Origin of the sequence: Actinoplanes xinjiangensis, from assembly GCF_003148685.1 — a bacterium.
Lineage (GTDB): Bacteria > Actinomycetota > Actinomycetes > Mycobacteriales > Micromonosporaceae > Actinoplanes > Actinoplanes xinjiangensis.
Genome location: NZ_QGGR01000013.1, coordinates 1 through 25,634, shown reverse-complemented (window position 1 = coordinate 25,634; position 25,634 = coordinate 1). Strand labels below are relative to the sequence as shown.

21 protein-coding genes are annotated in these 25,634 nt (G+C 71.6%); 14 read left to right on the top strand and 7 right to left on the bottom strand.

The window, feature by feature from the left end; genetic code table 11:
* The first annotated feature begins 31 nt into the window (after positions 1-31).
* The gene (locus BC793_RS26925) at positions 32-1,714 is read left to right on the top strand and encodes an LLM class flavin-dependent oxidoreductase (RefSeq protein ID WP_109597040.1); all 1,683 of its coding nucleotides are present in this window, start codon (positions 32-34) and stop codon (positions 1,712-1,714) included.
* A gap of 963 nt (positions 1,715-2,677) precedes the next feature.
* On the opposite strand, the gene BC793_RS26920 is transcribed toward BC793_RS26925, so the two are convergent.
* On the bottom strand, positions 2,678-3,562 hold the full coding sequence (locus BC793_RS26920; RefSeq protein ID WP_109597038.1) for a LysR substrate-binding domain-containing protein: 885 nt from the start codon (positions 3,560-3,562) through the stop codon (positions 2,678-2,680).
* A gap of 78 nt (positions 3,563-3,640) precedes the next feature.
* Here BC793_RS26920 and BC793_RS26915 point away from each other — a divergent pair, with 78 nt between their 5' ends.
* From BC793_RS26915 to BC793_RS26905, 3 genes are read left to right on the top strand one after another with little or no spacing between them, the layout of a single operon-like run.
* Complete coding sequence (locus BC793_RS26915; RefSeq protein WP_109597036.1) at positions 3,641-4,813, top strand: thiolase family protein; 1,173 nt, start codon at positions 3,641-3,643, stop codon at positions 4,811-4,813.
* Complete coding sequence (locus BC793_RS26910; RefSeq protein ID WP_109597034.1) at positions 4,810-5,469, top strand: 3-oxoacid CoA-transferase subunit A; 660 nt, start codon at positions 4,810-4,812, stop codon at positions 5,467-5,469. Before BC793_RS26915 ends, BC793_RS26910 begins: the two co-directional genes overlap by 4 nt.
* On the top strand, positions 5,469-6,098 hold the full coding sequence (locus BC793_RS26905) for a 3-oxoacid CoA-transferase subunit B (RefSeq protein WP_109597032.1): 630 nt from the start codon (positions 5,469-5,471) through the stop codon (positions 6,096-6,098). Before BC793_RS26910 ends, BC793_RS26905 begins: the two co-directional genes overlap by 1 nt.
* 15 nt (positions 6,099-6,113) lie before the next feature.
* On the opposite strand, the gene BC793_RS26900 is transcribed toward BC793_RS26905, so the two are convergent.
* The 4 genes from BC793_RS26900 to BC793_RS26885 all read right to left on the bottom strand — a co-directional run bounded on the left by BC793_RS26900 (position 6,114) and on the right by BC793_RS26885 (position 11,612).
* On the bottom strand, positions 6,114-6,875 hold the full coding sequence (locus BC793_RS26900; RefSeq protein ID WP_158319379.1) for a HEAT repeat domain-containing protein: 762 nt from the start codon (positions 6,873-6,875) through the stop codon (positions 6,114-6,116).
* A gap of 119 nt (positions 6,876-6,994) precedes the next feature.
* Positions 6,995-9,175 (bottom strand): discoidin domain-containing protein, encoded by a 2,181-nt coding sequence (locus tag BC793_RS26895; protein ID WP_239170347.1) that lies wholly within the window; start codon positions 9,173-9,175, stop codon positions 6,995-6,997.
* A gap of 798 nt (positions 9,176-9,973) precedes the next feature.
* Entirely contained in the window at positions 9,974-10,450 is a 477-nt protein-coding gene (locus BC793_RS26890; RefSeq protein ID WP_109597026.1) for a hypothetical protein, read from the bottom strand.
* A 175-nt stretch (positions 10,451-10,625) separates the two neighbouring features.
* Positions 10,626-11,612, bottom strand: a complete 987-nt coding sequence (locus BC793_RS26885; protein ID WP_109597024.1) for an ArsR/SmtB family transcription factor — start codon at positions 11,610-11,612, stop codon at positions 10,626-10,628.
* A gap of 131 nt (positions 11,613-11,743) precedes the next feature.
* On the opposite strand from BC793_RS26885, the gene BC793_RS26880 reads away from it, so the two are divergent.
* Complete coding sequence (locus BC793_RS26880; RefSeq protein WP_109597022.1) at positions 11,744-12,118, top strand: YciI family protein; 375 nt, start codon at positions 11,744-11,746, stop codon at positions 12,116-12,118.
* A gap of 93 nt (positions 12,119-12,211) precedes the next feature.
* Here BC793_RS26880 and BC793_RS26875 read toward each other — a convergent pair whose 3' ends face one another.
* Positions 12,212-13,561: a polysaccharide deacetylase family protein gene (locus tag BC793_RS26875; RefSeq protein WP_146246465.1), complete on the bottom strand. Its 1,350-nt coding sequence runs from the start codon at positions 13,559-13,561 to the stop codon at positions 12,212-12,214.
* 610 nt (positions 13,562-14,171) lie between these two features.
* Here BC793_RS26875 and BC793_RS26870 point away from each other — a divergent pair.
* From BC793_RS26870 to BC793_RS26830, 9 genes are all read left to right on the top strand, one after another.
* On the top strand, positions 14,172-14,636 hold the full coding sequence (locus BC793_RS26870) for a GNAT family N-acetyltransferase (protein ID WP_158319378.1): 465 nt from the start codon (positions 14,172-14,174) through the stop codon (positions 14,634-14,636).
* A 155-nt stretch (positions 14,637-14,791) separates the two neighbouring features.
* Positions 14,792-15,454, top strand: coding sequence for a nitroreductase (locus BC793_RS26865; protein ID WP_109597017.1), 663 nt, complete (start codon positions 14,792-14,794; stop codon positions 15,452-15,454).
* 127 nt (positions 15,455-15,581) lie between these two features.
* The gene (locus BC793_RS26860; protein ID WP_203896387.1) at positions 15,582-15,962 is read left to right on the top strand and encodes a DUF6086 family protein; all 381 of its coding nucleotides are present in this window, start codon (positions 15,582-15,584) and stop codon (positions 15,960-15,962) included.
* A gap of 111 nt (positions 15,963-16,073) precedes the next feature.
* Entirely contained in the window at positions 16,074-16,919 is an 846-nt protein-coding gene (locus BC793_RS26855) for an ATP-binding protein (protein ID WP_146246462.1), read from the top strand.
* A 50-nt stretch (positions 16,920-16,969) separates the two neighbouring features.
* Positions 16,970-17,500 carry a GNAT family N-acetyltransferase gene (locus BC793_RS26850; protein ID WP_158319377.1) on the top strand — a complete coding sequence of 177 codons (531 nt, stop codon included), beginning with the start codon at positions 16,970-16,972 and terminating at the stop codon, positions 17,498-17,500.
* 70 nt (positions 17,501-17,570) lie between these two features.
* Positions 17,571-18,479, top strand: a complete 909-nt coding sequence (locus tag BC793_RS26845) for an ABC transporter ATP-binding protein (protein WP_109597009.1) — start codon at positions 17,571-17,573, stop codon at positions 18,477-18,479.
* Positions 18,476-19,150, top strand: coding sequence for an ABC transporter ATP-binding protein (locus tag BC793_RS26840; protein ID WP_373871257.1), 675 nt, complete (start codon positions 18,476-18,478; stop codon positions 19,148-19,150). The genes BC793_RS26845 and BC793_RS26840 overlap by 4 nt, the downstream gene beginning before the upstream one ends.
* A 2-nt stretch (positions 19,151-19,152) precedes the next feature.
* Positions 19,153-22,149 (top strand): FtsX-like permease family protein, encoded by a 2,997-nt coding sequence (locus BC793_RS26835; RefSeq protein WP_109597007.1) that lies wholly within the window; start codon positions 19,153-19,155, stop codon positions 22,147-22,149.
* Between the two features lie 49 nt (positions 22,150-22,198).
* Complete coding sequence (locus tag BC793_RS26830) at positions 22,199-24,808, top strand: FtsX-like permease family protein (RefSeq protein ID WP_109597005.1); 2,610 nt, start codon at positions 22,199-22,201, stop codon at positions 24,806-24,808.
* Between the two features lie 189 nt (positions 24,809-24,997).
* On the opposite strand, the gene BC793_RS26825 is transcribed toward BC793_RS26830, so the two are convergent.
* Positions 24,998-25,300 carry a GNAT family N-acetyltransferase gene (locus tag BC793_RS26825; protein WP_109597003.1) on the bottom strand — a complete coding sequence of 101 codons (303 nt, stop codon included), beginning with the start codon at positions 25,298-25,300 and terminating at the stop codon, positions 24,998-25,000.
* Positions 25,301-25,634 lie beyond the last annotated feature (334 nt).

The window sequence follows — 25,634 nt, the reverse complement described above, 5'->3', positions numbered from 1 at the left end:
CAGAACATCTTTTCCGCGTCACAGTTGCCGCATGTCCGACTACGGCCACCCCCTAGAGTTCGGGTCCTTCCTCACCCCGGCAGCCGCCGACCCCACCCGCGTCGTCGCGCTCACCGTGCTCGCCGAGCAGGCCGGCCTGGACCTGGTCACCTTCCAGGACCATCCGTACCAGCCCGGCTTCCTCGACACCTGGACCCTGCTGAGTTACGCCGCCGCCCGTACCGAACGGGTGCGTCTCGCGGCGAACGTCACCAACCTCCCGCTGCGCCCACCGGCCGTCCTCGCCCGCAGCGTCGCCAGCCTCGACCTGCTCAGCGGCGGCCGGATCGAACTCGGCCTCGGCGCCGGCGCCTTCTGGGACGCCATCGAGGCCATGGGCGCGCCACGGCTCACCCCCGGCCAGGCCGTGCAGGCCCTGGAGGAGGGCATCGACGTCATCCGCCGGCTGTGGGACGCCACCGCCCGCGGCCCGATCCGCGTCGACGGAGAGTTCCACCGGGTCGTCGGCGCGAAACGCGGACCGGCGCCCGCCCACGACGTCGGCATCTGGCTCGGCGCCTACAAACCCCGGATGCTGGCCCTCACCGGCCGGCGCGCCGACGGCTGGCTGCCCTCCCTCGCCTACCTCGGGGACGGCGACCTCGCCACCGGCAACCGGATCATCGACGAGGCCGCCCTGGCGGCCGGTCGCAGACCCGCCGACGTCCGGCGGCTGCTCAACATCGGCGGCCGCTTCACCGACGTCGGCCGCGGCCCGCTCCACGGCCCCGCCGAGCAGTGGGCCGAGGAACTCACCGACCTGGCCCTGACCGACGGCGTCAGCACCTTCATCCTCGCCACCGACGACCCCGACGACCTGCGGCGATTCGCCTCTGAAGTGGCCCCCGCGGTCCGCGAGGCCGTCGCCGCCGAACGGGCCGGCAGCCGCGTGCCGCCCGCCGCCGCCGGCGATCCGGCACCGCAGGGTCGCCGGGCCGGCGACCCGGCGCCGCGGGGAGATCACGCCGGCGAACCGGACGGCCGCTCGGTCTCGACCTCCCGGACCGGCATGCCGGCAGCGGACGAAGCCCGGTCCGGCGGCCCGGCGAGGCAGTCGGTCACCGTGGCGGACCGCCCACCGTTCCCCGTGACACCGACTCCCGACGACGGGGTACGCCGCAGCAGCACCGTGGTCTGGGACGAGCAGACCCGCCCGACCGGACCGGCACCCGATCCGGACCGCACCTACACCACCCACGACCTGGCCACCGGACGGCACCTGATCGAGGTCCACGACGGCCTGCGCGGTGAACTCGCCCAGATCCACGATCTGATCGACCAGGTCGAGGCCGGGACGATGGACGTGGGGACGGCCCGCTCCCACATCAACACGATGACCATGCGGCAGAACAACTGGACGCTCGGCACGTACTGCGAGTCGTACTGCCGGATCGTCACCACCCACCACACCATCGAGGACCGCTCACTGTTCCCGCACCTGCGCCGCAGCGACCCCCGCCTGGCCCCGGTCGTCGACCGCCTCGAACAGGAACACCACGTCATCCACGAGGTCCTCGAAGGCGTCGACAAGGCCCTGGTCACCCTGGTCTCTGCCCCCGACGGCCTCCCCGCCCTCCGCGAAGCGGTGAACCTCCTGAGCGACACCCTGCTGTCCCACCTGGCCTACGAGGAACGCGAACTGGTCGAGCCCCTGGCCCGCCTCGGCATGCGCTGACCCCCGCCCACCCCGTCTCCCCACCGCCACCCCGACCCGCCTCACCCAGACCCGGCCCCGCCCGGCCCGGACCCACTCGTTCGAACGCGGGACGTCATGACGGGCTAGAGAAGGTCGACCCGTCTGGTGGCGGGGGCGGACCCGCCGGTCAGCGGGTGGCCCTCGGACGGCCGGCCGCGCTGGAATGGCAGGGCCGGGGACGAGCCCGGCCCTGCCGCACGGGGTGCTCGTTCGTCCGCAGATCCGGACGACAGAACCCCTGGTCGTGTTGTCACTCGGAGCAGCCGCCGGTTTGCCTTGACCGGCGGATCCTCCGGAGACCAGGGGCCGCACCCTGCTGCGTGCGCACCGACTGACCGCGGCTCGGGGCGCTCGCGGCAGTCGCCGGCCGGTGGGGTGGGGGGAACATCCCCCGGCCAGCCGCCGCGACCACGGCCGGGCTCGTCCACGGGTAGCACCCGCACCCCTTAGCCGCCATCCCGAACTCACCCGCAGCGCCATAGATTCCCTTCCGACCAGCGCCCAGTCCGGTGACGGCGTCCCCGGCCACCTTCGCCCCGTCCGCCCATAGGGCGATACCGCCGGGCCCCTTGTGACACCCGCCCTTTTCGGCGTCAGCAAATCCGGCTGGCTGTCACCGCTGCCTCACGGCCTCCAAGACAGCGGTCAGAACCAGCCCGAAAACCAGCTGGCTGTCACCGCTGTTTCACGGGCTCCGAGACAGCGGTGAGGACCAGCCGGAAAGATCCGGCTGGCTGTCACCGCTCTCTCAGCGCAGCTGAGACACCGGTAGGGACCAGCCGGGAAGATCCAGCTGGTCGTCACCGCTGCCTCACGGGCTCCGAGACAACGGTCAGGACCAGCCGGAAAGACCGGCTGGCTGTCAGCGCTGTCTCACGGGCTCCGAGACAGCGGTGAGGACCAGCCGGGGTGGGCGGGAGGTGCTCACGAACATCATCTCTGTCAGGAGGCGGCGAGTTGGGTGAGGACCCGGGTGGCCTGGGCTATCACCGGGGAGTCCTCGTCGGCTCGGACGGCCAGGGCCAGGTCGATACGGGCGGTGGGGTCGGTCAGGGGGCGGTAGGTGGCGCCCGGGACGCCGAGGTGCGCGACCGGCTCCGGGACGATGGCCAGGCCCAGGTCGGCGGCGACGAAGGTGACCAGCGTGGAGGTTTCGACGACCTCGTGGCGGATGCGGGGTTCGAAGCCGGCGCGGTCGCAGAGGCGGCGGACGGCACCGTACATGGCGGAGTCGCGTTCGGCGTGGATGACGAAGTCCTCGTCGCGCAGGTCGGTGACGTCGAGGCGGGTACGGGCGGTCAGCGGGTGCCCGTCGGGCAGGGCGACGATCAGGGCGTCGCTGCGCAGCGTACGGACGGTGATGCCGGGGTCGTCGACGGGCGGGCGCAGCAGGGCCACGTCGATGTCGCGGCGCTGGAGGGCGGCGACCTGCTGGGCGCCGAGCATCTCGCCGCGGAACGCGACCTCGACGCCGGGCAGTTCCTCGCGCAGGCGGCGGGCGACCGCGGGCAGCAGGCTGTAGGTGGCCGAGCCGACGCAGCCGACCGACAGGCGGCCCTGGAGACCGGCGGCCACCCGGCGGGCTTCCTCACCGGCGTCGTCGACGGCGGACAGCACGGCGCGGACCCGGTCGAGGTAGGCGGCGCCGGCCTCGGTCAGCTCGACGCGGCGGGTGTTGCGGTTGAGCAGGCGTACGCCGAGCTCGCTCTCCAGTTGCCGGATCTGCTGGGAGAGCGGCGGCTGGGCCATGTGCAGGCGGGCGGCGGCCCGGCCGAAGTGGCGTTCCTCGGCGACGGCCAGGAAGTAGCGCAGGTGACGCAGCTCCATCGTTTGATACTTGCAGAGTCTCAGTTCTGTGTGAACGGGTATTTCTGAATATCAGAGCTGCTAACTAGCGTGGGTGTCATGGCTGACTCATTTGTGTACGCCGCCGTTCGTACCCCGTTCGGCCGTTACTCGGGGGCGCTCGCCGACGTCCGCCCGGACGATCTCGCCGCGACCGCCCTGTCCGGGCTGCTCGCGAAGGCCCCCGGCCTGGATCCGGCGCGGATCGACGACGTGTACTGGGGTAACGCCAACGGCGCCGGCGAGGACAACCGCAACGTCGGCCGGATGGCCGTGCTGCTGGCCGGCCTGCCCACCTCGGTTCCGGCGGCCACGGTCAACCGGCTCTGCGGCTCCAGCCTGGACGCGGCGATCATCGGGTCCCGCGCGATCGCCGCCGGTGACGCCGAGATCGTCGTGGCCGGTGGCGTGGAGTCGATGACCCGGGCCCCGTGGGTGCTGCCGAAGCCGTCGCGGGCGTTTCCGGCCGGCAACCTGGAGGCGGTGTCGACGACGCTCGGGTGGCGGCTGACGAACCCGAAGATGCCGGCCGAGTGGACCGCGTCGCTGGGTGAGTGCAACGAGCAGCTCGGCGAGAAGTACGGCATCTCCCGCGAGCGGCAGGACGCGTTCGCCGCCCGCTCGCACGTGCTGGCCGACAAGGCGTGGAACGAGGGGTTCTACCAGGACCTGGTGATCCCGGTCGGTGACCTGACCCGCGACGAGGGCATCCGACCGGACAGCAGTGCCGAGAAACTGGCGCGGCTCAAACCGTCGTTCCGGCCGGACGGGACGATCACGGCCGGGAACGCGTCGCCGCTCAATGACGGTGCGGCAGCCGTCCTGCTGGGTTCGGAGCGGGTGGCCGTACAACTGGGGCTTGCTCCTCTGGCTCGCATCGCCGGACGTGCCGCACACGCCGTCGACCCGCAGGATTTCGGTTTCGCGCCGGTCGAGGCGGCCGAGAGGGCGCTGCGGCAGGCCGGGATCGGCTGGTCGGACGTGGGTGCGGTGGAGCTGAACGAGGCGTTCGCGGTGCAGTCGCTGGCGTGCGTGGACGCGTGGGGTGTGGATCCGGAGATCGTCAACACCAGGGGCGGGGCGATCGCGATCGGTCATCCGCTCGGGGCGTCCGGTGCCCGGATCCTCGGCACGCTCGCCCACGTGCTGCGGGAACGCAACGAGCGCTGGGGTGTCGCGGCCATCTGCATCGGTGTCGGTCAGGCGCTGGCCGTGGTGCTGGAGAACGCATGAGGACGCAGACGGTCGACGCGCTCACCGCGGTCAAGGAGGTCAAGGACGGCGACACCGTGCTGGTCGGCGGGTTCGGCATGGCCGGCATGCCGGTCGAGCTGATCGACGCGCTGATCGAGCACGGTGCCGGTGATCTGACCATCGTCAGCAACAACGCCGGCAACGGCGACACCGGGCTGGCGGCACTGCTGGCGGCGGGTCGCGTACGCAAGATGGTGTGCTCCTTCCCCCGGCAGTCCGACTCGTGGGTCTTCGACGGCCTCTACCGGGCCGGGAAGATCGAGCTGGAGCTGGTGCCGCAGGGCAACCTGGCCGAGCGGATGCGGGCCGCCGGTGCCGGGATCGGCGCGTTCTACTGCCCGACCGGGGTCGGCACGCCGATCGCCGAGGGCCGTGAGACGCGGGTGATCGACGGCCGGGAGTACGTGCTGGAGTATCCGATCCGCGGTGACGTCGCCCTGATCCGCGCGCACGTCGCGGACCGGCTCGGCAACCTGGTCTACCGCAAGACCGCCCGCAACTTCGGGCCGGTGATGGCGACCGCCGCCACGGTCACGATCGCGCAGGTTTCGAGGATCGTCGAGGTCGGCGAGCTGGACCCGGAGGCGGTCGTGACCCCGTCGATCTACGTGAACCGACTGGTGGAGGTGGCCTGATGGCTCTGGACAAGAACGAGCTGGCCCGACTGGTCGCCGGGGACATCCCGGACGGGGCGTACGTGAATCTGGGTATCGGACAGCCGACGTCGATCGCCCGCCATCTGAGCCCGGACAGCGGCGTCATCCTGCACACCGAGAACGGCATGCTCGGCATGGGCGAGGTGGTCGGCGACGAGCAGGCCGACTGGGACCTGACGAACGCCGGGAAGCAGCCGGTCACCGAACTGCCGGGAGCCGCGTACTTCCACCACGCCGACAGCTTCGCCATGATGCGCGGCGGCCACCTGGACGTCTGCGTGATGGGCGCCTTCCAGGTGTCGGCCGGCGGCGATCTGGCGAACTGGCACACCGGGGCGCCGGACGCGATCCCCGCGGTCGGCGGGGCGATGGATCTGGCCGCCGGCGCCAAGCAGGTGTGGGTGATGATGACGCTGTTCACGAAGTCCGGCGAGCCGAAACTGGTCCCGGCCTGCACCTATCCCCTGACCGGCAAGGCGTGCGTGACCCGGGTCTACACCGAGGTCGCGACATTCCACATCAACGCCGAGGGGGTACGGGTGGCCGCCACCTACGGCATCGAGGCGGGGGAACTGGCCGCCAGACTCGACGTGAAGCTGCTGCCCTGACGGGCGCGTCCGTTCTCAACGGCGCGGACCGGCGGTCCTGAGAGCGCTCAGCGCTTCGGAGATCAGCTCCGGGTCGGACGACTCGGGCGGCGACTCCAGGAGGTCGAGCAGTGGCTGCCGCGCCCGTTCGTCACCGCGGGTGGCCAGCCCGTGCAGGGCCTCGACCCGGGTGTCGACGTCGTCGTCGGCGAGCCGGGCGGCGAGCGCCTCGCGCAGCCGGGGGAAGTCCTCGTCGGTCTGGCGGGCGAGGCCGAACGTGGCCCAGTCACGGACCTGGACGTCCTCGTCGGCCGAGAGCGTGATGAGGGCGTCCAGGGCGGCCGGCTCCGGCCGGCGGAGCAGGGCGAAGGCGACGCTGTACCGGACCTCGGCATCGGGGTGCACGTGCAGGCTGACCAGGGGCTCGAGGCTGCGTACATCACCGATGTGCCCGAACCCGATGGTGATCGAGGACAGCACGCCCGGATCGGGTTCGTCCTGTGCCGTCGTCTCGTTCCGCACCATCGTGAGCAGCAGCGTCAGGGCGTCCTCGCGGAACGGACCGTCCGCCGCGGCCCGGCCGGGCGCGGCCCCGAGCTGGCCGAGCACGTCGGCGGCCAGTCTGCGGCGCGCGGCATCACGATCCCCGGACCACCGGGCGGCAACGTCCAGAGCCTCCCGCCCACCGTGTACGTGCAGGTGCGAGACCAGCTCCCAGCGGCGGTCCTCGTCGCCGGCCGCCTCGGCCCGGAGCGCCTCGTCGAAGGCTGCGATCGTGCTCGGTTCCGGTGTCGACATGGCGGTCATCGTGTCCGGCCCGGATCGACGGGGCAACCGATTAGCCGACGGCGACGGCCACCGGTGCGCAGTGCACCGGTGGCCGCCGTCGTCGCTACCGCGTCACGAGGTGATGCGGATCAGGGGTACGCCACCACGTTGCGCGGGGTGGTGTTGCCGGCCGGGTTGGGGACCGAGCCGCCGGTGTCGTTGACGACGTTGGCGATGGTGCCGACGTCACCGAGCGAGACGGTCAGGACGCTGCGGAGCCGCACGCCGGCCCGGTTGGGCACCTCGAAGGCACGATCCACCCGGACGCTGGGGTTGGCGTTGAAGAAGGCGTACGAGCCGCCGCCCCAGAGCTGGTGGTCGGTGACGCTGTCGGCGACCTTGTAGGCGGCGTAGCCGTTACCGCGGGGCCCGATCCAGGCCGCCTGGTTGGGCACGTCGTACGGCTTCTCGTTCTGGAAGAAGATCGTCTTGCCGCGGTTGCCGTTCCAGATCACCTCGTACTTCTGGTAGTGCTCGACGAACAGGCCGGTGGCGAGGACGTCATCGCCGTTCACGACGAGGCCGGTGTCGCCGGTGTTCACCGCCCAGCCGGTGGGTGCGCCGCCGTGGTCGGCCCGCCAGGCCCAGATGTGGTCGATGATCGTGTCGTCACTGTGCACCACGAGGGTGGTGGTGGCCTTGCCCTGGACGCTGCTGCCGATCCGGAAGAAGACGTCCTGGAGGCTGATCGGGTTCGCGGCGTGATCGGTGTGGACACCGGCCCGGCCGACGCTCATCAACGTCGGGCTGTTCGTCGTACCCGCATCGAAGGTCAGACCGCTGACCTTGACGCCGTCGACGTCGGCGACGTTGAGGGCCTCGACCCCGTTGTTCGGGATCAGGGTCGGGAAGCCGATACCGGTCACCACCGTGTTGGCGCGGGTGACCCGGATGGTCTCGTCGAGCGAGTAGGTACCCGGGGTGAAGAACAGGTTCAGGCCCTGCGCGAGAGCGGAGTTGATCCGGGCGGCGCTGTCACCGGGCTTGGCGACGTAGAACTCCCGCATCGGGATCGAGGTGCCGGCGGTGTTCGGCCAGCTGGCGCCCGCGGAGTTGCGCCGCAGAGCGGGCACGAAGACGCGGTAGAGGCCGGCGCCGTCGACGTAGAGGTACGGCTTCTCCCGCGTGACCGGCGTGGTGGCCAGGGTGGTGTGGGGCGGGTTCGGGAACGCGTTCGGCGGGGCGCCCTGAACGCCAGAGTAGACCATGTTCCAGACGCCGCCGTCCCAGCGGGCGATCCGGCTGTCACGGGTGTACCACTGCTGCTGCGAGCCGGAGGAGACGGCGCCGTCAACCACCGAGTCGGCCAGGTAACCGCCGCTGGAGTAGCCCTGCCCGTTGTCCTGGTTGGAGGGCGCCAGAGTCAGGTTGCCCTTGATGTGCACGCGGCGCATCGGGGCGGCCTGGGAGACGGCCCACCGGTTGGTGCCGCCCTCGGGCACGATCGACAGGTTCTCCATGCTGCGCCAGAAGTTCTGGGTCGCGTTGGACTCGTCGCCGTAGTTCCAGCCGGAGTCGACGTTGACCGCGCCGTTGATCGTCACGTCGTCGGGGTTGAGACCCAGACCGGCGAGCGTCGTGTAGAACCCGACGTTGGCCCACACCCGGCCGTAGGCGCCCGGCTTGAAGAGGAACACGTGGCGCTGGGTGCCGAACTGCGCGGTCGGGCTGCGCAACTGCGCGTTGAACGCCTGGTCCACCGCCGACTGGATGGTCGACGCCGGAGTGCCCGGCTCGAAGATCCGCACGTTCGGCCCCAGGTCGGGGGTGTCGGACGTCGGGAGCGTCGGGTTGCTCGGCGACGGGTTCACACCACTGCCGAAGACCTGGAACTCCCAGAGCGAGTAGCCGTACGGGGTGGCCCGGGTGGTGCCGTTCATCCGCACGTACCGGCCGCTGCCGGTGACGTTGAGCGTCTGCACCCCGGCGCGGCCCGTGGTGACCGGGCTGATGTTCGTCCAGGTGCTGCCGTTCGGGGAGGTCTGGATGGTGAACGCCGAGGCGTATGCCGCCTCCCAGTTCAGCACGACCTGGCTGATCGACTGGGTGCTGCCCAGGTCGACCTGCAACCACTGCGGATCGGCGAACGTGCTGGACCAGCGCGTGCCGGCGTCACCGTCGACCGCGGCGGACGCGGGGAACGCGGCACTCTCGACGGACGAGGCGGTGGCCGGCTTGCCCTGCGACAGCGGAAGGTCCGCGGCGCTGGCGTTGCCGGCGACCGAGGCGACGGTGATGCCGAGGGCGGCGGCGAGAGCGACGCTCAGCACGACCCGCCCGCGGCGTCGGTGTTCTTGCCGTGGGGAACTCAGTGTCGGGGGTGTCATGTTCCTGCCTATCGGACGGGTTGCCGCCACGCGTCCGAGGGGACAGACGTGCGGCGGGGGCGAGGGGACCATGCGGTACGAGATAAGAGAGCGCTCTCCTGGGCAATTGTTACCTCGCCGTCTCGACTCGTCAATATGTCGGCAACAAAGGCCCGGTTCCGGAACCGGAATCCACTCCCCCGGCGATCGTGATCCGCAAGCGTCACTATCGCGGCTCGTTTAAATATCGGGGAAAGTCTTTTCGTCAAAACTGTTATCCATCGCATTAAGCCCGGTTCGTCCACCGCGTGGGGACGTAGACCATGACGCCACGGGGTGCGCGGTGCACTGAATACGGGGCATAAGCGACGTTAGGTCGTTCTCATCGGTGAGGTGCCGCCGCCGGGTGACGCGGATGACGGAAGATCCCGACGCCGGTGAACGGAGTCGGTCATGGCGAGGCGAAGTTCCAGTCCGCCGGCAGGGCGCCGTCACACAATGCGCAGGCGAAGTCGTCGTCGCGGACGATATTGCGTTCGCCGCAGGCGGGACAGCGGCGGAAGACCACCTTCCCGGTGAAGTCGCCGGGATGCGCGACGCCGAAGGTGTCGAATGCCGCCGTACTGCACCACAGCGAAACGGTGAGCTGATCGCTACCGGACCAACGGCGCCGCGGGAACGTACGACCGGTGCAGCCGACCTCATCGCAGCCCAGACCACCCGCAAGCTGCGTTTTTCACCTCTCTGGGCAGAACAGCCAGGTCAAGGCGCCGTTTCCGGCGCGGCGGCGCTGCTCAGGCGCTGGTTGCGGGCGCGACGGATGAACACCGCTCCGACGATCCCGGGCAGCAGGCCCAACCCGATGCAGAACGGGCTCATCAGCACCATGAAACCGGCGCCGATGTTGGCACCGATACCGCCGGCGGTCCACACCCGCCAGCAGAAGCCACCGAAGAAACCGACGGCCAGGATCGACAGGGCGACCCCCCACCAGGCCGAGGCGATCGTACGGCGGGCTGTGCCCGACGCCAGTAGAGCCAGGCAGATCACCACCACCGCACACGCCACGACGCCGATCACGGTGTCGGCCACCGGCCCGAAACTCACCGGCTCGATCCCGTAGTCCAGCTCCACACCGTCCGCGGCGAGTTTCCGGGCCGCTTCGTTGGTCTGGTCGGGGATCAACCAGACAGCCGCGACCGGAGTTGCCACGGTCAGCGGGAAGAGGACGAACGGCACGGAATGGCGTCTCACTGTCGTACGGCCTCGGTTTCTGAGAAGGGGGATCGAGTATGCGCCACGATAAGGGGCCCTGACCAGCGCAGACTCCCGCAGCGACCGGTACCGGCCCGGGACGAACGGCGGATCAGTGTGTCCGGCGGCCCGTCCCACCTTCGGCTGATGGGATCACCGGTCAGTGCCCGCCGGCGAGGGCTTCGCTCAAGGGTGTACGGGTGTGCAGGACCCGGGCTCCGGCACGCCGGCTGTCCACCAGGCCGGCGTTACGCAGAACGGTGAGATGGTGGGACGCGGTCGAGGTCGCCAACCCGGTCAGCTGGGCGCACTCCGACGTCGACAGCGGCCGCTGGAGTTCCATGACCAGGCGGGCTCGGGCCGAACCCAGCAGTGCGGTGAGCGCCTCGAGCACATCCGACGTGGGGCGGTGCCAGGTCTCGGAGATGCCGTGGGCCGGATAGAAGATCGTCGGATGTGTGGGAGGTTCGTCGAGGACCGAGCAACGACGGGTGGCCATCACCGAGGGAACCAGCAGCAGACCCGTACCCCCGCAGTCGATGGACGCCTCGTAATGCGGCAGCTGGACCCGGACCGCGTCGTCGTGCCAGGTGACGGTGGAGTGCAGTGTGGCGACCATCTCGCCGAGCCCGGCGTCGCTGATGCGCCGGGCCCGTACCGCGATGTCGGCGCGCAGCAGGCGCGACATCTGCGGCCACACGGGCGCCAGCAACGTCTCCCACACCGTCTGCCAGGCCGCGACGATCCTCGTTCGGGCACGGTCCGGGTCCGCGATCAGCTCACGGATCTCCTGCTGCCGGGCACCGCTCGACCGGATCACCATCTTCCCCAGGTCGTACCGCAGCCGTTCGTCCGGCACCCGGCGCAGCTGCTCCAGCTCCTCTTCGGGGGTCAGGTCGCCGGACGGGTCGGCGGTGAGGAAATCCGGCATGTACCCGTCGACACCGATGATCACCGCCATCAGCCGGAAGCCCTCGCTGGTCAGCTCGTCCCGCAACGTCCGGAACCAGCCCCAGTGCAGCGGCACGACCTGCGGACGGAGCACGGTGCGTACGGCATGGACCAGCTCGTGCCCCGGGGAGATCCCGAACCGGATCGCCGAGATGTCGGTCGTACCCAGCCGGAACTCCACTACCTTTCGATCCACATCGAAAGCGTAGTCAGTACGGCGCTCCATCTTGGAAGGTGAGGACCGCACCGGCGCCGGGGCTCGACCCGGCGACATCCGCCGGTGTGATCCGCCGATCCACCCGACCGCGACAGAACAGGAACAGTCCGATGACGCAGTACTTCCTGACCGTCCCGCACGACACGGCCGAAGAGCCGACGATGGCGTCGATGCAGGCGATGGACCCGGCCGAACTGGAAGCGATGATCGCCGCCGTCGGCCGGTTGAACGCGGCACTGCAGGAGGCCGGTGCCTTCGTGCACGCCGGAGGACTCCAGCCACCGTCGACCGCGATCACCGTCGACGCCACCGGCTCCGAGGCGAAACACATCCCCGGCCCCTTCGTGGAGGCGTCCCAATACGTCGGCGGCTTCTGGATCATCGAGGCTCCGGACGACGCGGCGGCCCTCCGCTGGGCCGAACAGTGCTCGGCCGCCACCCAGTCGCGCATCGAGGTCCGCGCTCTCCAGGGCAACCCCGAATAACCCGGCCCATGCGAGACGGCCGCAGTGGCCTGTCCGGCGAGGCATCGAACGCCGGGCAGGTCCACCGACCGCGCCCACCGGTCCCGATCCGGATCACATGAGGGCGACGAACTTCAGGCCCCTGGCCTGAAGAGCGGGGATGACGGTCTTCAGCGAAGCCAGCGTCTGGGAACGGTCGCCGCCGCCGTCGTGGCACAGCAGGATCTGGCCGGGTTGAGCGGCGAGCAGACGATTCGTGATGTGGGCGACGCCGGGAAGGGCCCAGTCGCGCGGGTCGGCGCTCCAGTCCATCGGGATCACGCCGCTCTGCGAGACCGACTCGGACAGCCCCTTGGACCAGGCGCCGCCGGGTGCACGGAACAGGCTCGGGGCGTACCCCGTGGTGCTGTAGATCTTGTCCTGGGCCCGGTGGATCTCCTTGAGCGCCTTGTGGGCCGGCAGCTCGGCCAGATCGATCGGATGACTCCAGGTGTGGTTGGCGATCCGGTGACCGTCGGCGGCGACGTCACGGGCGGTGGGTTCGTGACCGCGGACCTGATTACCGATCATGCAGAACAGCGCCGGGACGTCGTGCTTCTCCAACAGGCGCAGGATCTTGGGCGTCCAGACCGGATGCGGACCGTCATCGATGGTGAGCGCGATGGCGTCGGCGGGGAACGGATCGCCCGGGACCACCTTGCGGAAGTCCGTCAGAGTGTGGACCGGAAACTTCATGACCGGGGTCGTCGGGCGCGGCGCGGTGGGCGCCGGGACCGGCGGCTGCGAGGGGGCGGGCTCGCTGACGACCAGGTTGGGAGTCTTGGCGGCCTCCGGCTCGCCGCGACCGGCCAGAGCGGCGATCGTGCCACCCACCAGAGCGGTGCCGGCAACGGCCGGGATCGCCCAGAGCAGACGGCGGCGGGAGAGAGGCTTCGCCTGCGGGGGTACGACGACAGGGGCCCCCGGCGCGACCGGCAGGGCGATCGTCGGCTCGGAGGGCGGCGGGGCGACGGTCGGCGCGGACCGCTGGGCGGGCACCGACGGCAGAGCGACCGTGGACTCCGAGGTGGGCTGCGGTGCCGGCCTGGGTGGGATCGGCAGCGCGATCGTCGGTTCCGGGGCGGGCGAGTAGTCGCGGCCGGCGGGCAGGGTCACCTTTGATTCCGGCGATACCCGGGGCCTGGGCAGCGCGACCGTCGGCTCGGACTCGGCGGAGATCACCGTGGTCGGCTCGGACTCGTCCGCCCCGGCCATCTCCACCGCGGAGAGCGCGACCGTCTCCTCCTCCATCGAGAGGGCGACCGTCTCCTCGCTCGCGGGGGCTTCTTCGCTCGCGGCGATTTCTTCGGCCGCGACCGCGTCTTCGGCCGTGACTGTCTCTTCGGCCGCAACCGTCTCTTCGGCGGCCTCAGCCGCTGAGGGTTCGACCGCCGCGTCGGCGATCGCGGCCGCCGACAAGGCCACGGTCGGCTCAGAACTCTCGTCTTCCGAGACGGGATCCCCGGCCGGAGAGATCGCCGACAAATCAGCCGTCGGTTCGGGCTCCGGCGAGGACGACACGTCAACTGTCGCCTCGGAGGTCTCCGCGGCCGGCAATGAGACCGTCGGCTCACCGTCACCGTCACCGGAGCCGACGGGTTCACTCAAGGCGACCGTGGGTTCCGCCGACTCATCGACCGTGGCAGGTTCCGCGGACGTGCTGTCCTGGGGTGCAGGGGTGGGCCTATCGGTGTTCATCGGTGGGATTGTCGCGCCCACGGTCAAATCGGTCTTCGTCTGTGTGTCGCCTGTGAAGCACCCACACCGGCGGCATCGGCGTGCCCCCACAGCTGCCCAACCTGGGACGAAAACCAGAGGTGATCATGCGGTCACAACCCGGCGGAGACGCCGACGCGGGTATCGCCACTTCAGTGGCGTGCACCACACTCCACCGCCGGTTGCGGCCGTGAACGGCACCTGCGGCGCGGGGTCGAACCCCGAGGACCGGTGCCTTCTCGACGAGGGGCAGCCGCGGTCCTCACCGAGCGTCGTGGGCGATCTCGTTCCCCGCATGACTGTCGGCCACACTGACGGCGTGACGACGACCATCGTGCCGATTGCCTCAACCCATCCGGCGTTCGATCAGGTGGCTGAACTGTTCGACGAGTACCGGACGCACTACGGACTGCCGTCGTCTCCGGAGAACACTCGTTCTTGGCTCCGCGACCAGCTCGCAGAGCGCCGCATCGCTGCCACCGCCGCCATCCGAGCCGATCAGGTCTGTGGCTTCATCACCGTCGTGATCATGCCGGCATCGCTCCTGCTGGGCACCGCATGGTCGATCCGCGATCTCTACGTGGCCCCGCATCATCGCCGTAGCGGAATCGCGAACGCTCTCCTTCACCACGTCATCCGCGATGCCCGGGCGGCTGGCGCGCTTCGCGTGTCACTGCAGACGGAGACCGACAACGTCTCGGCTCTGAAGCTCTACACCGACATCGGCTTCCAGCCCGTCACCGGTTTGGAGCTGCTCAACCTCACCCTTGAATCCAGGAGTTGAGACCGGTCAACAGTGGAACCGGACTGCGACGCCGGGCAGTCCGGATTGGCCACATACCGGAAGCGAGAGCCGGCTCCCAGAATCGGGGCACACGAAGGCGGGTCGGTTGATGGCCCTCTGCGGGCGAGCCGGGGAACGGCCTATCGTGGGCATCGATGGACGTCTACAGCGCGGTGCGGACACGGGCGTCGATTCGTCGTTTCACTGATCAGCCCGTTCCGCGTGAGGTTCTCGAGCGGGTGATGGCGGCGGCCGCCCATGCGCCGTCGGGCAGCAATGTGCAGCCATGGAGTGTCTATGTCGTGTCCGGGGGCTCGCTGGCGAGGCTGAAGAAGACCGTCGGCGGGCGGGTCGCCGGCGGGGACTCCGGCGATGAGCGGGAGTTCGCGAACTATCCGCCTCGGCTGCGCTCGCCCTACCCGGAGCGGATGACGGCCCTGGGGGAAGTCCTCTACGGCTGGCGTGGCGTCACCCGTGGCGATATCGCGGGACGCGCCCGGATCCGGGCCGAGAACTGGAACTGCTTCGGTGCCGGCACCGCCCTGTTCTGCTATCTGGACCGCGACATGCCGACGCCGCGATGGGCCGACGTCGGCATCTACCTGCAGACGGTCATGCTGCTCCTGCGGGCCGAGGGATTGCACAGCTGCACCCAGGAGGTGTGGGCGGAGTACCACCGCAGCGTCGCCGAGGTGATCGCCCCGCCTCCCGAGAGGATGCTGGTCTGTGGCATGTCGATCGGCTTCGCCGATCCGGCGTTCACGCCTCCGCGTATCCCCCGCGCTCCGCTGTCGGAGACCGTGACCTTCCTGGACTGATGCCCCCTGCAACCTCGGGTTTTTCTGTACGGTCGCACGGTCGAACCAGAACTGCCGCCTCGTACAGACCGTCCCGGCTGCCGGCCGGTTGACGCGGTGAGGCATGACGGAGGGATCCGACGTGGGCATGTTGTTCTATACCGGTACGGCACCGGCGACAGCACAGGAGTACCGGGACCGGCCGGAGCAGCCGGCGATCTGGGACCGCAGCCAGAACACGAGCTTCATGTTCTGCGCTCAGATCGCCTCCCTGGAGCAGATGCTGAAGACACCCAGCGGTGTCGCCGCTCCCGGTTATGACGAGGTCTACATCGACCCCCCGGTCTTCCGGGCGTTCCTCCTGGCGGCGTTCGACTTCCTCCGGCGTAGCGGATCGCTGCCCCTGCGCCGGATGATGATCGGCGTCCTGCAGACGGCGCTGTTCCTGGACGCCCGGGCCAGCGGTGAACCACTGCCGATTCCGCCGAGATTCGCGGACATCGAGCAGGGGCTGGAGGACATCACCTAGACCTGGATCTGACGCCCGGGCCGTCGGCAGCCGTATTCGATCAGGCAACGGCATGCAAGGCAGCGGCAATCGGGGAAAGCTCTGTCAAGACCATCAGTTTCAGTGGCGGGTATGCGAAGCAATACGACTCTTATGCCCCACCACACCGCTCGACCGCCTGAGGGCGATGCGGGTCCCTCCCGCAGCGCCATCGCGATCATCGACCCCGACGCGCAGCTCGTCGAGGTCGCCGTCACCGGACGATGGGACCATCCGACGTGGGCGCAGGCCCGGTCCCTGCTGAGCGAGTGCCTCGACGAACAGCCGGTGAGCATCCTGCTGGACCTGGGCCGGCTCGACGACCCGCACGCGCAGAGCGCCGCACTGTGGTTCACCACGGCACGCGAGGCACGGCGGTTGCGGCCACCGGTCCGGATGGCCGCCTGCCTGCCGGACGACAGCGCCCTCGCCGTCCACATGCGCCGGCTCGCCGCCCGTCACCAGCTGGCGATCCACCCGGACATGCGACAGGCCCGCACCGTGCTGACGGCCCGCCGGCCGCTGACCGACGAGATCTGCATCGCGTTGCAGCCGCGCCTGCAAGCGGCCACGGAGGCACGCGAAGCCGTCGGGACCGCCTGCCGGCGGTGGGATCTGCACGAGCTCTATCCCCGCGCCGTCCTGGTCGCCTCCGAGCTGGTCGCCAACGCCGTTCAGCACGCCGGCACCGCGATCACCCTGACCATCACCCGGCTCCCGACCCGGCGCCGGCCTCCGTACCACCGGCATCCGCAGCTTCGGGTGACCGTGCAGGACCGCCGTCCCGATCTGCCCCGGGTCCTGGTGCCCTCGGCGGTCGCGCCGTTCGAGTGCGGGCTGGGCCTCCGCGTCGTCGACGCGGCCGCCGAGGCGTGGGGGGCGTTCCCGACCCGTACCGGAAAGTTGGTGTGGGCGATGCTGAGAGCCCGGCCGAAGTAGCGGCGAACGGCTGGGACCGCTGCGCATGAACGCCCATTAATCTTGCGGGCGTGCCTGGATCATCAATCACCGCCGTCGTCCGTCCCGCCGCCGCCGACGACGTGGCGGCCATCGCCCGGATCTGCTCCACGGCCTACCGGGACGCCTACCGCGACCTGCTGCCCGAGGGGTACATCAGCCGCAGCGTGGCCGAGTTCTACAGCGAGCAGAGGATCACCCGGGACATCGCCCCGGCGGTGCCCGACTGGTTCGGCTACCAGGTCGTCGAGGAGGACGGCCGGATCCTCGGGGCGGCCGGCGGCGGCATGGCGGACACGACGGCCGGCGAACTGTCGCTGATCTACCTGGAGGCGGCCGAGCGGGGCCGCGGCCTCGGTACCCTGCTGCTGGACCGGGTGACCGAGCAGATCCGCGACGCCGGCGGTACCGAGATGTGGGTGTCGGTGTTCCTCGGCGATTCCCGGGGGATCGGCTTCTACCGGGCCCGCGGCTTCCAGCCGATGGACACGGTCCGGGCCACGCTGTCCCGCGAGGACGACCACATCCGCAGCCTGCGCATGCGCCGCGACCTGGCCGGTTGACGGCGGAGGTCCCGAGACGCTACAAAGGCACGCCCATGATCTATCGGAGCGCAGGCCGGGGGACTCCGTCATGTCGTTGCCTCAACCGCCCGCACGGGCGGCGGAGTTCGGGCGGGATGCGCTGATCGTCTGCGACAACCTGGTCCGCATCTACCAGACCGGATCGATCGAGGTCCAGGCGCTGCAGGGATTGGATCTGCTGGTCGGCGCCGGCGAGATGATCGCCGTCGTGGGCGCCTCCGGATCGGGCAAGTCGACGCTGCTGTCCATCCTCGCCGGAATCGACGCGCCGACCGCCGGACGGGCCCGGGTCGGCGAGGCGGATCTGCTGACCATGTCCCGCAGCGACCGGGTGCGCTACCGGCGGCACACCGTCGGGTTCGTCCGCCAGCAGACGGCGGCGAACCTGATTCCGTACCTCACCTCCCGCGAAGTCATCGAGATGCCGATGGTCGCCGCCCGCCGGCCGGCCGGGCAGCGCCGGGCCCGCGCCGACGAGTTGCTCGCGGCCCTCGACGTCACCGACTGCGCCGACCGCCGGCCGGCCCAGATGTCCGGCGGCCAGCAGCAGCGGGTCGCGATCGCGGTGGCCATGGCGAACGAACCCCGCGTGCTGTTCGCCGACGAGCCGACCGGCGAGCTGGACACCGCCACGTCGGCCGGGGTGTTCGAGGCGCTGCGGCACGTCAACCGGGAGTTCGGCGTGACCGTCGTGGTCGTCACCCACGACCCGGAGGTCAGCGGCCAGGTGGAGCGCACGGTCGCGATCCGGGACGGCCGGACCAGCAGCGAGGTGCTGCGGCGCACCGAGACGTCGTCGAACGGGGACACGCACGTGATCGCTGAGGAGTACGCGGTGATGGACCGGGCCGGGCGGGTGCAGATCCCCCGCGAGTACCGCGAGGCCCTGGAACTGACCCGGCGGGTACGGCTGGCGCTGGAGGCCGACCACGTGACGATCCACCCGGACCCGTCGTGACCGCGCTGGTGTCGGTGCGCGACGTGCACCGGCGGTTCGGCAGCGGCCCGGCCACCGTGCACGCGCTGCGCGGCGTCTCCTTCGACGTCGAGGCGGGCAGCATGGTCGCGCTCGTCGGACGGTCCGGGTCCGGCAAGACGACACTGCTCAACGTCGTCGGCGGGCTGGACCGGCCGGACGAGGGCACGGTCGTCGTCGACGGCGACGAGGTCACCGGGCTCGACGAGGACGGACTGTCCCGGCTGCGGCGCGAGAGGGTGTCGTACGTGTTCCAGACGTTCGGCCTGATCCCGGTGCTGTCGGCCGCCGAGAACGTGGGCGCGCCGCTGCGGCTGGCCCGTACCCCGGCCGCCGACCGTGAACAGCGGGTGGCGCTGCTGCTGGAACTGGTCGGCCTGTCCGGTCACGCCGCCCAGCGGCCCTCCGAGATGTCCGGCGGGCAGCAGCAGCGGGTCGCGATCGCGCGGGCCCTCGCCGCGTCGCCGCGGCTGCTGATCGCCGACGAGCCGACCGGCCAGCTCGACGCCGAGACCGGCCGCTCGGTGATGGCGCTGCTGCGGGCCGTCGTCGAGTCGGAGGGTGTCACCGCCCTGGTGTCCACGCACGACCCGGTGATGATGGCGCTGGCCGACCGGGTGATCCGGATCAGCGACGGACAGGTCGACGCGTAGCCGTGCGGACCCTCATCCTGCGGCGGGCCCGCGCGCAGTGGCCGCTGCTGGCCGCGGTGCTCACCGTCGTCACCATCGGGGCCACCCTGCTCGGCGTGTGCGCCCTACTGGTCACCCGTACCGCGGACCGGGCACTGGAGGTCGCCGCGTCCCGGGCCGTCCCCGCCGACACCGGCGTCACCGCCTATACCGTGACGATCGCGCGCGGCGACGTGGCGTCGGTGGACGCCGACACCCGGTCGGTGCTGCGCGAGGCGGTGACGCCGTTCGGCAGTGTGATGGCGGGGCGGATGTCGACGGTGATGCGGCCGATTCCGGGCCGTGCCGACGGGGCGCCGGGGCTGGCGTACCTCTCCGGGGTCGAAGATCTGACCGACCGCGCCAGTCTGATCAGCGGACGATGGCCGCGCCCCGGCGCGGGCGAGGCGGTGCTGCTCGAACGGACCGCGCGGGCACTGGGCGCGAAACCCGGCACACGGGTACGCCTCGGCACTGAACTGGTCCGCGACCCGGCACCCGGAGTCACCCTGACGGTCGTCGGCGTCGTGCGCGCCCGGGCCGGCGGCGGCTGGGATCGGGACACCCTCGGCGGCGCCGGCTACGTGCCGGACTACCGGGACGGGTCCGCGCTGCGCACGGCCGAGGCGTTCGGGCCGTTCCTGATGGACTACCGGGATCTGCTGGCCGGCGGCTCGGCGGTGAGCCGTCTGGAGATCACGGCCCAGCCCGACCTCTCCGCGCCGAGCCCGGCCACCCTGGACCGGCTCGGCGCGGGAGTCCGCACCGCCGACGGACGGTTGTCGGCGGTGCTCGGCGAACGGGTGCAGATCGAACGGATCGCGTCACGGCTGCCGGCGGTGCTGGCCGCCACCGCCCGTCAGCAGCGGATCACCGCGTCGGCCGTGCTCGCGGTGGCGGTGCTCGGCGCGGTCCTCACCGCAGCCGCCCTACGTCTGGCCGGACGGCTGACCGCGGACGTACGGGCGGCCGAGACCGCGCTGCTGTCCGCCGCCGGGACCAGCCGCCCCCAGCTGGCCGGGCTCGCCGCCACCGAGGCGACGCTGCTCGCCCTGCTCGCGGTGGCCGTCGCGGCACCACTGTCGTCGCTGGCGCACGCCGCCCTCACCGGCCTGCCGCCGCTCGCGGACGCCGGACTCGCCGCCGACCCGGCGGTCACCGGCCCCCAGCTGCTCGCCGTCGCCGCCGGCGCCGCGCTGCTGTTCCTCCCGACACCGGCCCGGTCCGGGCTGGCCCGTTCCGGCGCCGACGTGGTCATGGTCGCGCTGGCCGCCGGTGCCTGGTTCTCCGCCCGGTCCGACGGCGCCGACGCCCGCGTCGACGCGATCCGGGTGCTGGTCCCCGCCCTGATGCTCGCCGCCGGCTGCGTGCTCGCGCTGCGTCTGGCACCCGTCGCCCTACGGGCCGCCGACCGGTGGGCGAGCCGGGCGAACGGGCTGGCCCTGCCCCTCGCGGTGTTCGAGGCGGCACGACGGCCCCGGGCGGTGGCCGCTGGCCTTCTGGTCACCCTCGGCTGTGCGGCGGCCACCTTCGCGGTGGCGTTCGACGCGACCTGGCACCGGTCCCAGCACGACCAGGCGGACATGGCGGTCGGCGCCGACATGGTGCTCACCCTCGGCGCGCCCGCGTTCGCCGGCCAGGGCGCCGAGGTGGACCGGGCCACCGGCGGCCGGGCCCGCCCGGCAGCGGATCGCGGCGTCGCGATCGGGCAGTGGATCGGCGGCGGCGACAACCCGCCGAGGCTGGTCGCGGCCCGCGGACCCGGCGACGCCCCCGGAATCCCGATCGCCGCGGGCAGTGCGCTCACCGTCACCGGGCGGGCGACCGGCCCCGACCCGCTGTCGGTGACCCCGCTGCTCATCCTGGAGGACACCAGCGGCCTGCGGACCACCTGCACCGTACCGACGATCCGGCTCGACGGGCGCCCACACCGGCTGCCGGACTGCGCACCGGTCGACGGCATGCGGCTGATCGCGGTGATGCTGCCGGTCACCGCACCCGAATTCGCCTACGACAGCATCCGGACCAGCGCCGTCACCGTGGACCTGTCGGTACCGGGCGGCGAGGGTTGGACCGCCACGTCCGCCGAGCCCTGGGCCAACCGGCTCACCGCACCGACCGCGACCGCACACGGTTCGGCGCTGCGGATGACCGCGGAGGTGGCGCTCGGCGGCCCACCGGACGCCGCCCGGCGGCTGGTCGCGACCGCGTTCGCCGACCCCGGCCCGGTGCCGGTCACCGTCTCGGAACTGCTCGCCTCGCATCTGTCGGTCGGGCCGGGAGACGAACTCGACGTCCTGGTCGGGCTCGCGTCGGTGCCGGTGCGGATCGACCGGGTCACCACGACGGTCCCGGCCGCACCCGGCGCCGCCGCGATCTCCGCCGACCTCGACACCCTCTCCCGGGCCCTGCTCGTGCGCGGTGAGGCCCAATTCCCGATCGACGCCTGGTGGGTCACCGGCGCCAGCGACGCCTCCGCGGCGGCGGGACTCCATCTCGGTGACATCCGCACGCGTACGGGCGAAGCAGCCCGCCTGAGCACCGGACCGGTCCCGGCCGCCCTGCCCGGCTCGCTGCGCATGCTGGTTCCGGCCGCGGTCCTGCTGCTGCTGGCCGGCCTGATCCTGCACGTGACGTGCGACCTGCAGTCCCGGGCCGTGGAGGTGGCGCGACTGCGGGGACTCGGGATGACCCGCGGCGACATCCGTACCACCCTGCTCGGCCAGCACACGATCGTCCTGATACCGATGCTGCTCGCCGGAACAGTCGTCGGCGCCGCCGCGACCTGGCTGGTCAGCCCCCTGCTGGTGCGGTCGGAGACGGGCGCCGTGCCGGTGCCCACCGTCGCGCCGGTGTGGCCGTGGCCCGCCGAATCGGCGCTGCTCGCGGTCCTGCTGGCCGCCTCCGCACTGGCCGTCACGTCGGTCGTCGTGATCCAGTCCCGCCGCGCCGACGCCGCCCACCTGCGGGTCGCCTCATGACCGCTCTCCCGAACCCGGGACCGCCGGCCACTCGACCGGAGGTCTCGCCGTGAGGACCGGACTGCACGGCGCCTCGATCCGCGGCCGGATCCGCGCCGACGCCGGGCCGCTGCTGCTGTCGGCGCTGGTGGTGCTGCTGGTCAGCCTTCTCGCCGGCGCGGTGCCCGGCCTGATGGAGAAGACCGCCGACGAGGCCGTCCGCGACGCCGTCCAGCGGGCCGGCAACAGCGCGAAGATCACCGTGAGCGCGCGGTGGGAACCCGACGACACCCTCAACGGCCGGGCCCGCCTGCCCCGGCTCGCCGACGACGTCAACGACCTGCGCCTGCGTGCCCTCGACGAACTCGGCAGCGAACTGCAGGCGATGATGCGGCCACCGGTCGCCGCCGTGATCAGCCCGACCCTGAAGGTCACCGACGGCAGCGTGCTGCGGACCTTCCGGATGGCGTACCTGGCCGCCGGCGACGGCCCGCAGGTCACCTGGACCGCCGGCACGGCACCGGCGGCGCCCGCCGACGACACCGCCGAAGTCGGCTGGTATGCGCCACCGTGGCGGGTCCAGGTCGGCGTCTCCGAAACGGCGGCAGACCTTTTCGGGGTACGGGCGGGCGCGCTCCTGAAAGTCGCCGACGAACGTGGGAACACCAAGAACGTACAGGTCAGTGGCATTTTCCGGCCCGTCGATCCGGCCGACCCGGTGTGGGCCGAGGCGCCGTGGCTGCTGAACCCGGCCGCCGACGCCGACGGTGCCGGCACGACCCGGTTCGGTGGCCTGCTGACCGCCGGCTCGCTGCCCGACGCCCGGCTCGCGTTCGGGCCGGACGAGTTGGAGCGCACGGTCGTGTTCTCCCCCGACACCACGGTGCTGACCTGGTCGGCGGCTCGGACCGTCAACGCCACCGTCGTCAGTCTCCAGGCCCGCTCCGCGTCGTCGAACGCCGTCGACACGACGACGACCTGGCGAACCGGCCTCGACTCGGTCCTCGACGAGGTCACCGCCCAGGTCGAGACGGCGGAGGTGCACGCGTCGGTGCTGCTCGCCGCGATCCTCGCCGGGGCCGTGCTGGTGCTGCTGCTCGCCGCCGACCTGCTCGTCCGGCGCCGGTCACCGGCCCTGATCCTGGCCCGGCAGCGGGGCGCCGCACTCACCGCCCTCGGCGCGGAACTACTGGCCGAGTCGGCACTCGTCGCGCTCGCCGCCGCCGGAGCCGGGTGTGCCGCGGCATTGCTGGTCACGGGCGGCGTCGCCTGGCTGTGGGTGGCGCCGGTCCTGGTCACGGCGGTCGCGGCCGTTCCGGCGTACGGAATCCTGCACGCCGCCTCGGCCACCAGAGACCGCAAGACACCCGCCAACCGGTCCGCCCGCCGGTGGGCGCGGCACACCGGCGCGCTGCGCCGGGCCGCCGCGGAGATCGCCGTCCTCGTGGCCGCGGCCGCCGCCATCGTCGCGCTCCACCAGCGTGGGCTCGGATCCGGTCTGCCGGTGCTCGCACCCACGCTCGCCGTGATCGCCGGAGCCGTCCTGCTGGTCCGCCTGCTGCCGCCGGTCACCCACCTCGCGCTGCGGTGGTCGCTGCGGTCCCGGCGGCCGCTGGCGGTGTTCGGTACGGCGCAGGCGTCGGCCACATCCGGGCGCGCACTGCCCGTCGCCGCCCTGGTCACATCGACGGCGCTGGCATCGTTCGCGCTGGTCACGGCAGCGACCGTGGATCATGGGCTGGCCGGCGGGGCGCAGGAGACCGTCGGCGCGGACGTCCGCGCCGACCTCACCGACGACGCCGCCGCGACGACCGACGAGACGGCCCGCCGGATCGCGGCCGCCCCCGGCGTGACCGGGGTCGTCACCGGGCACGTCACCGACAGCGCGCAGATCGTCGCGGACGGCCGACTCGTGCCGGCCCGGCTGGTGATCGTCGACAGCCGCGCCCTCACCGGAACGGCGCTCACCGGCGCGCAGGCGCTGGTCCGTTCCGCGGGCGACGCCCTGCACGAAGGCTCCATCGTGGACATTCTCCAACCGGGCAAACCGGCGGTACGGCTGACCGCGTCCGGTGCGGCACCGGCGGTCGGCGGTGCCACCGAGGTGGTGATCGTCGACGTGACGGCCGGGCTGCCGGCCCCGCCGAACACCATCTGGGTGACCGGGCCCGGCGCCACACAGGCCACCGACGGCCTGACCGTGGTCTCCCGTACCGAGGTGGCCCGGTCCCGGCGGGCCGCACCACTGGTCGCCGGACTGCTCCGGCTGACCTGGGCCGCCGCGGCATTCCTGCTGCTGACGGGCCTGCTCGGCTTCGCACTGACCGCGGCGGCCGGCGCTCCGGGCCGCTGGCTGACGGTGAGCCGGCTGCGGACGCTCGGCCTGACACCACGCCAGGGCCGCCTGATCGCCGCCGGCGAACTCCTGCCGGTAGCGACGGTCGCGGCCGTCGGGGGGCCGCTCCTGGGCGCGCTGGTGGCGGCGATGACGACCGGGCCGCTCGGGTTGCGGGTGCTGACCGGTCAGGTCACCGATCCGGCCACCGTCCTGCCGTGGGCGGTCCTCGCCGCGGTGGTGGCACTGTTCCTGAGCGCGGTGCCGCTGCTGGTCCGCGTCGAGGCGGCGCTGCGCCGCCGCTTGCGGCTGGCCGAGGTCCTACGGGTCGGCGGCCCCACCTGACCCACACCGCACCGACTCCGCCGCACGCGACCCAACGGCCCGCCGGCCGGCGGTAAGCCCCGCCAGTCCCCACCCCATCGGCAGCATCACCGCTCCGGTCGGCTACCCAACTGGCGGAGGCTGCGCTCGGCGAACCGAAACGCTCACCAATCCCCACCCCGTGAGCCGTAAGGCGGCGGAGGTGTCGCTCTACTTGATGCGGCGGGTGGAGCGGGCGACGATTTTGTCGTAGTCGTGGTGCCTTTCCAGCCACTCGGCCAGGAACGGGCACATCGGCACGACGGTCCGGTTGCGGCTTCGGGCGTCGTCCATGACGGTACGGGCCAGCAGCGACTCGACTCCCTGCCCCTCGAACCGGGGATCGACCTCGGTGTGGGTGTAGGCGATGATCGGCCCCGTCACCTGATAGGTAACCACACCTGCCAGCTCACCGGCTTCGTCCCGCGCCTCGAACCGGCCCTTCTCGGGCACGTCGCCCACCGTGATCGTCACTCCATCATCCAACCACGCTCCCCATCCACCCCGTCGGCGCCCGCACCCTCGGACACCATCGCGAGACTTCGCGGCCGCTCTCTTCCACAGGCGGCTACTCGCCGCCGGAGCTCTCAGTCCGCCACCCCGTCATGTCCGGCCGTCGAGCGAGGCTGTCGGCCTGAGCGGGTGTGAACTGCGCGATCAGCCGGCTACGAGGACCCGGACCGAACAGCCTGCCGAACCGGCCCACGCCCGGCCTAGTACTGCAACCCGGTGTTGCGACTTGAGCAGCGGTCGCTCGTTGACTGGTCATGTTGGGTGGGGCGGTGCTCGCGGAGTGGCAAGCGGGTCT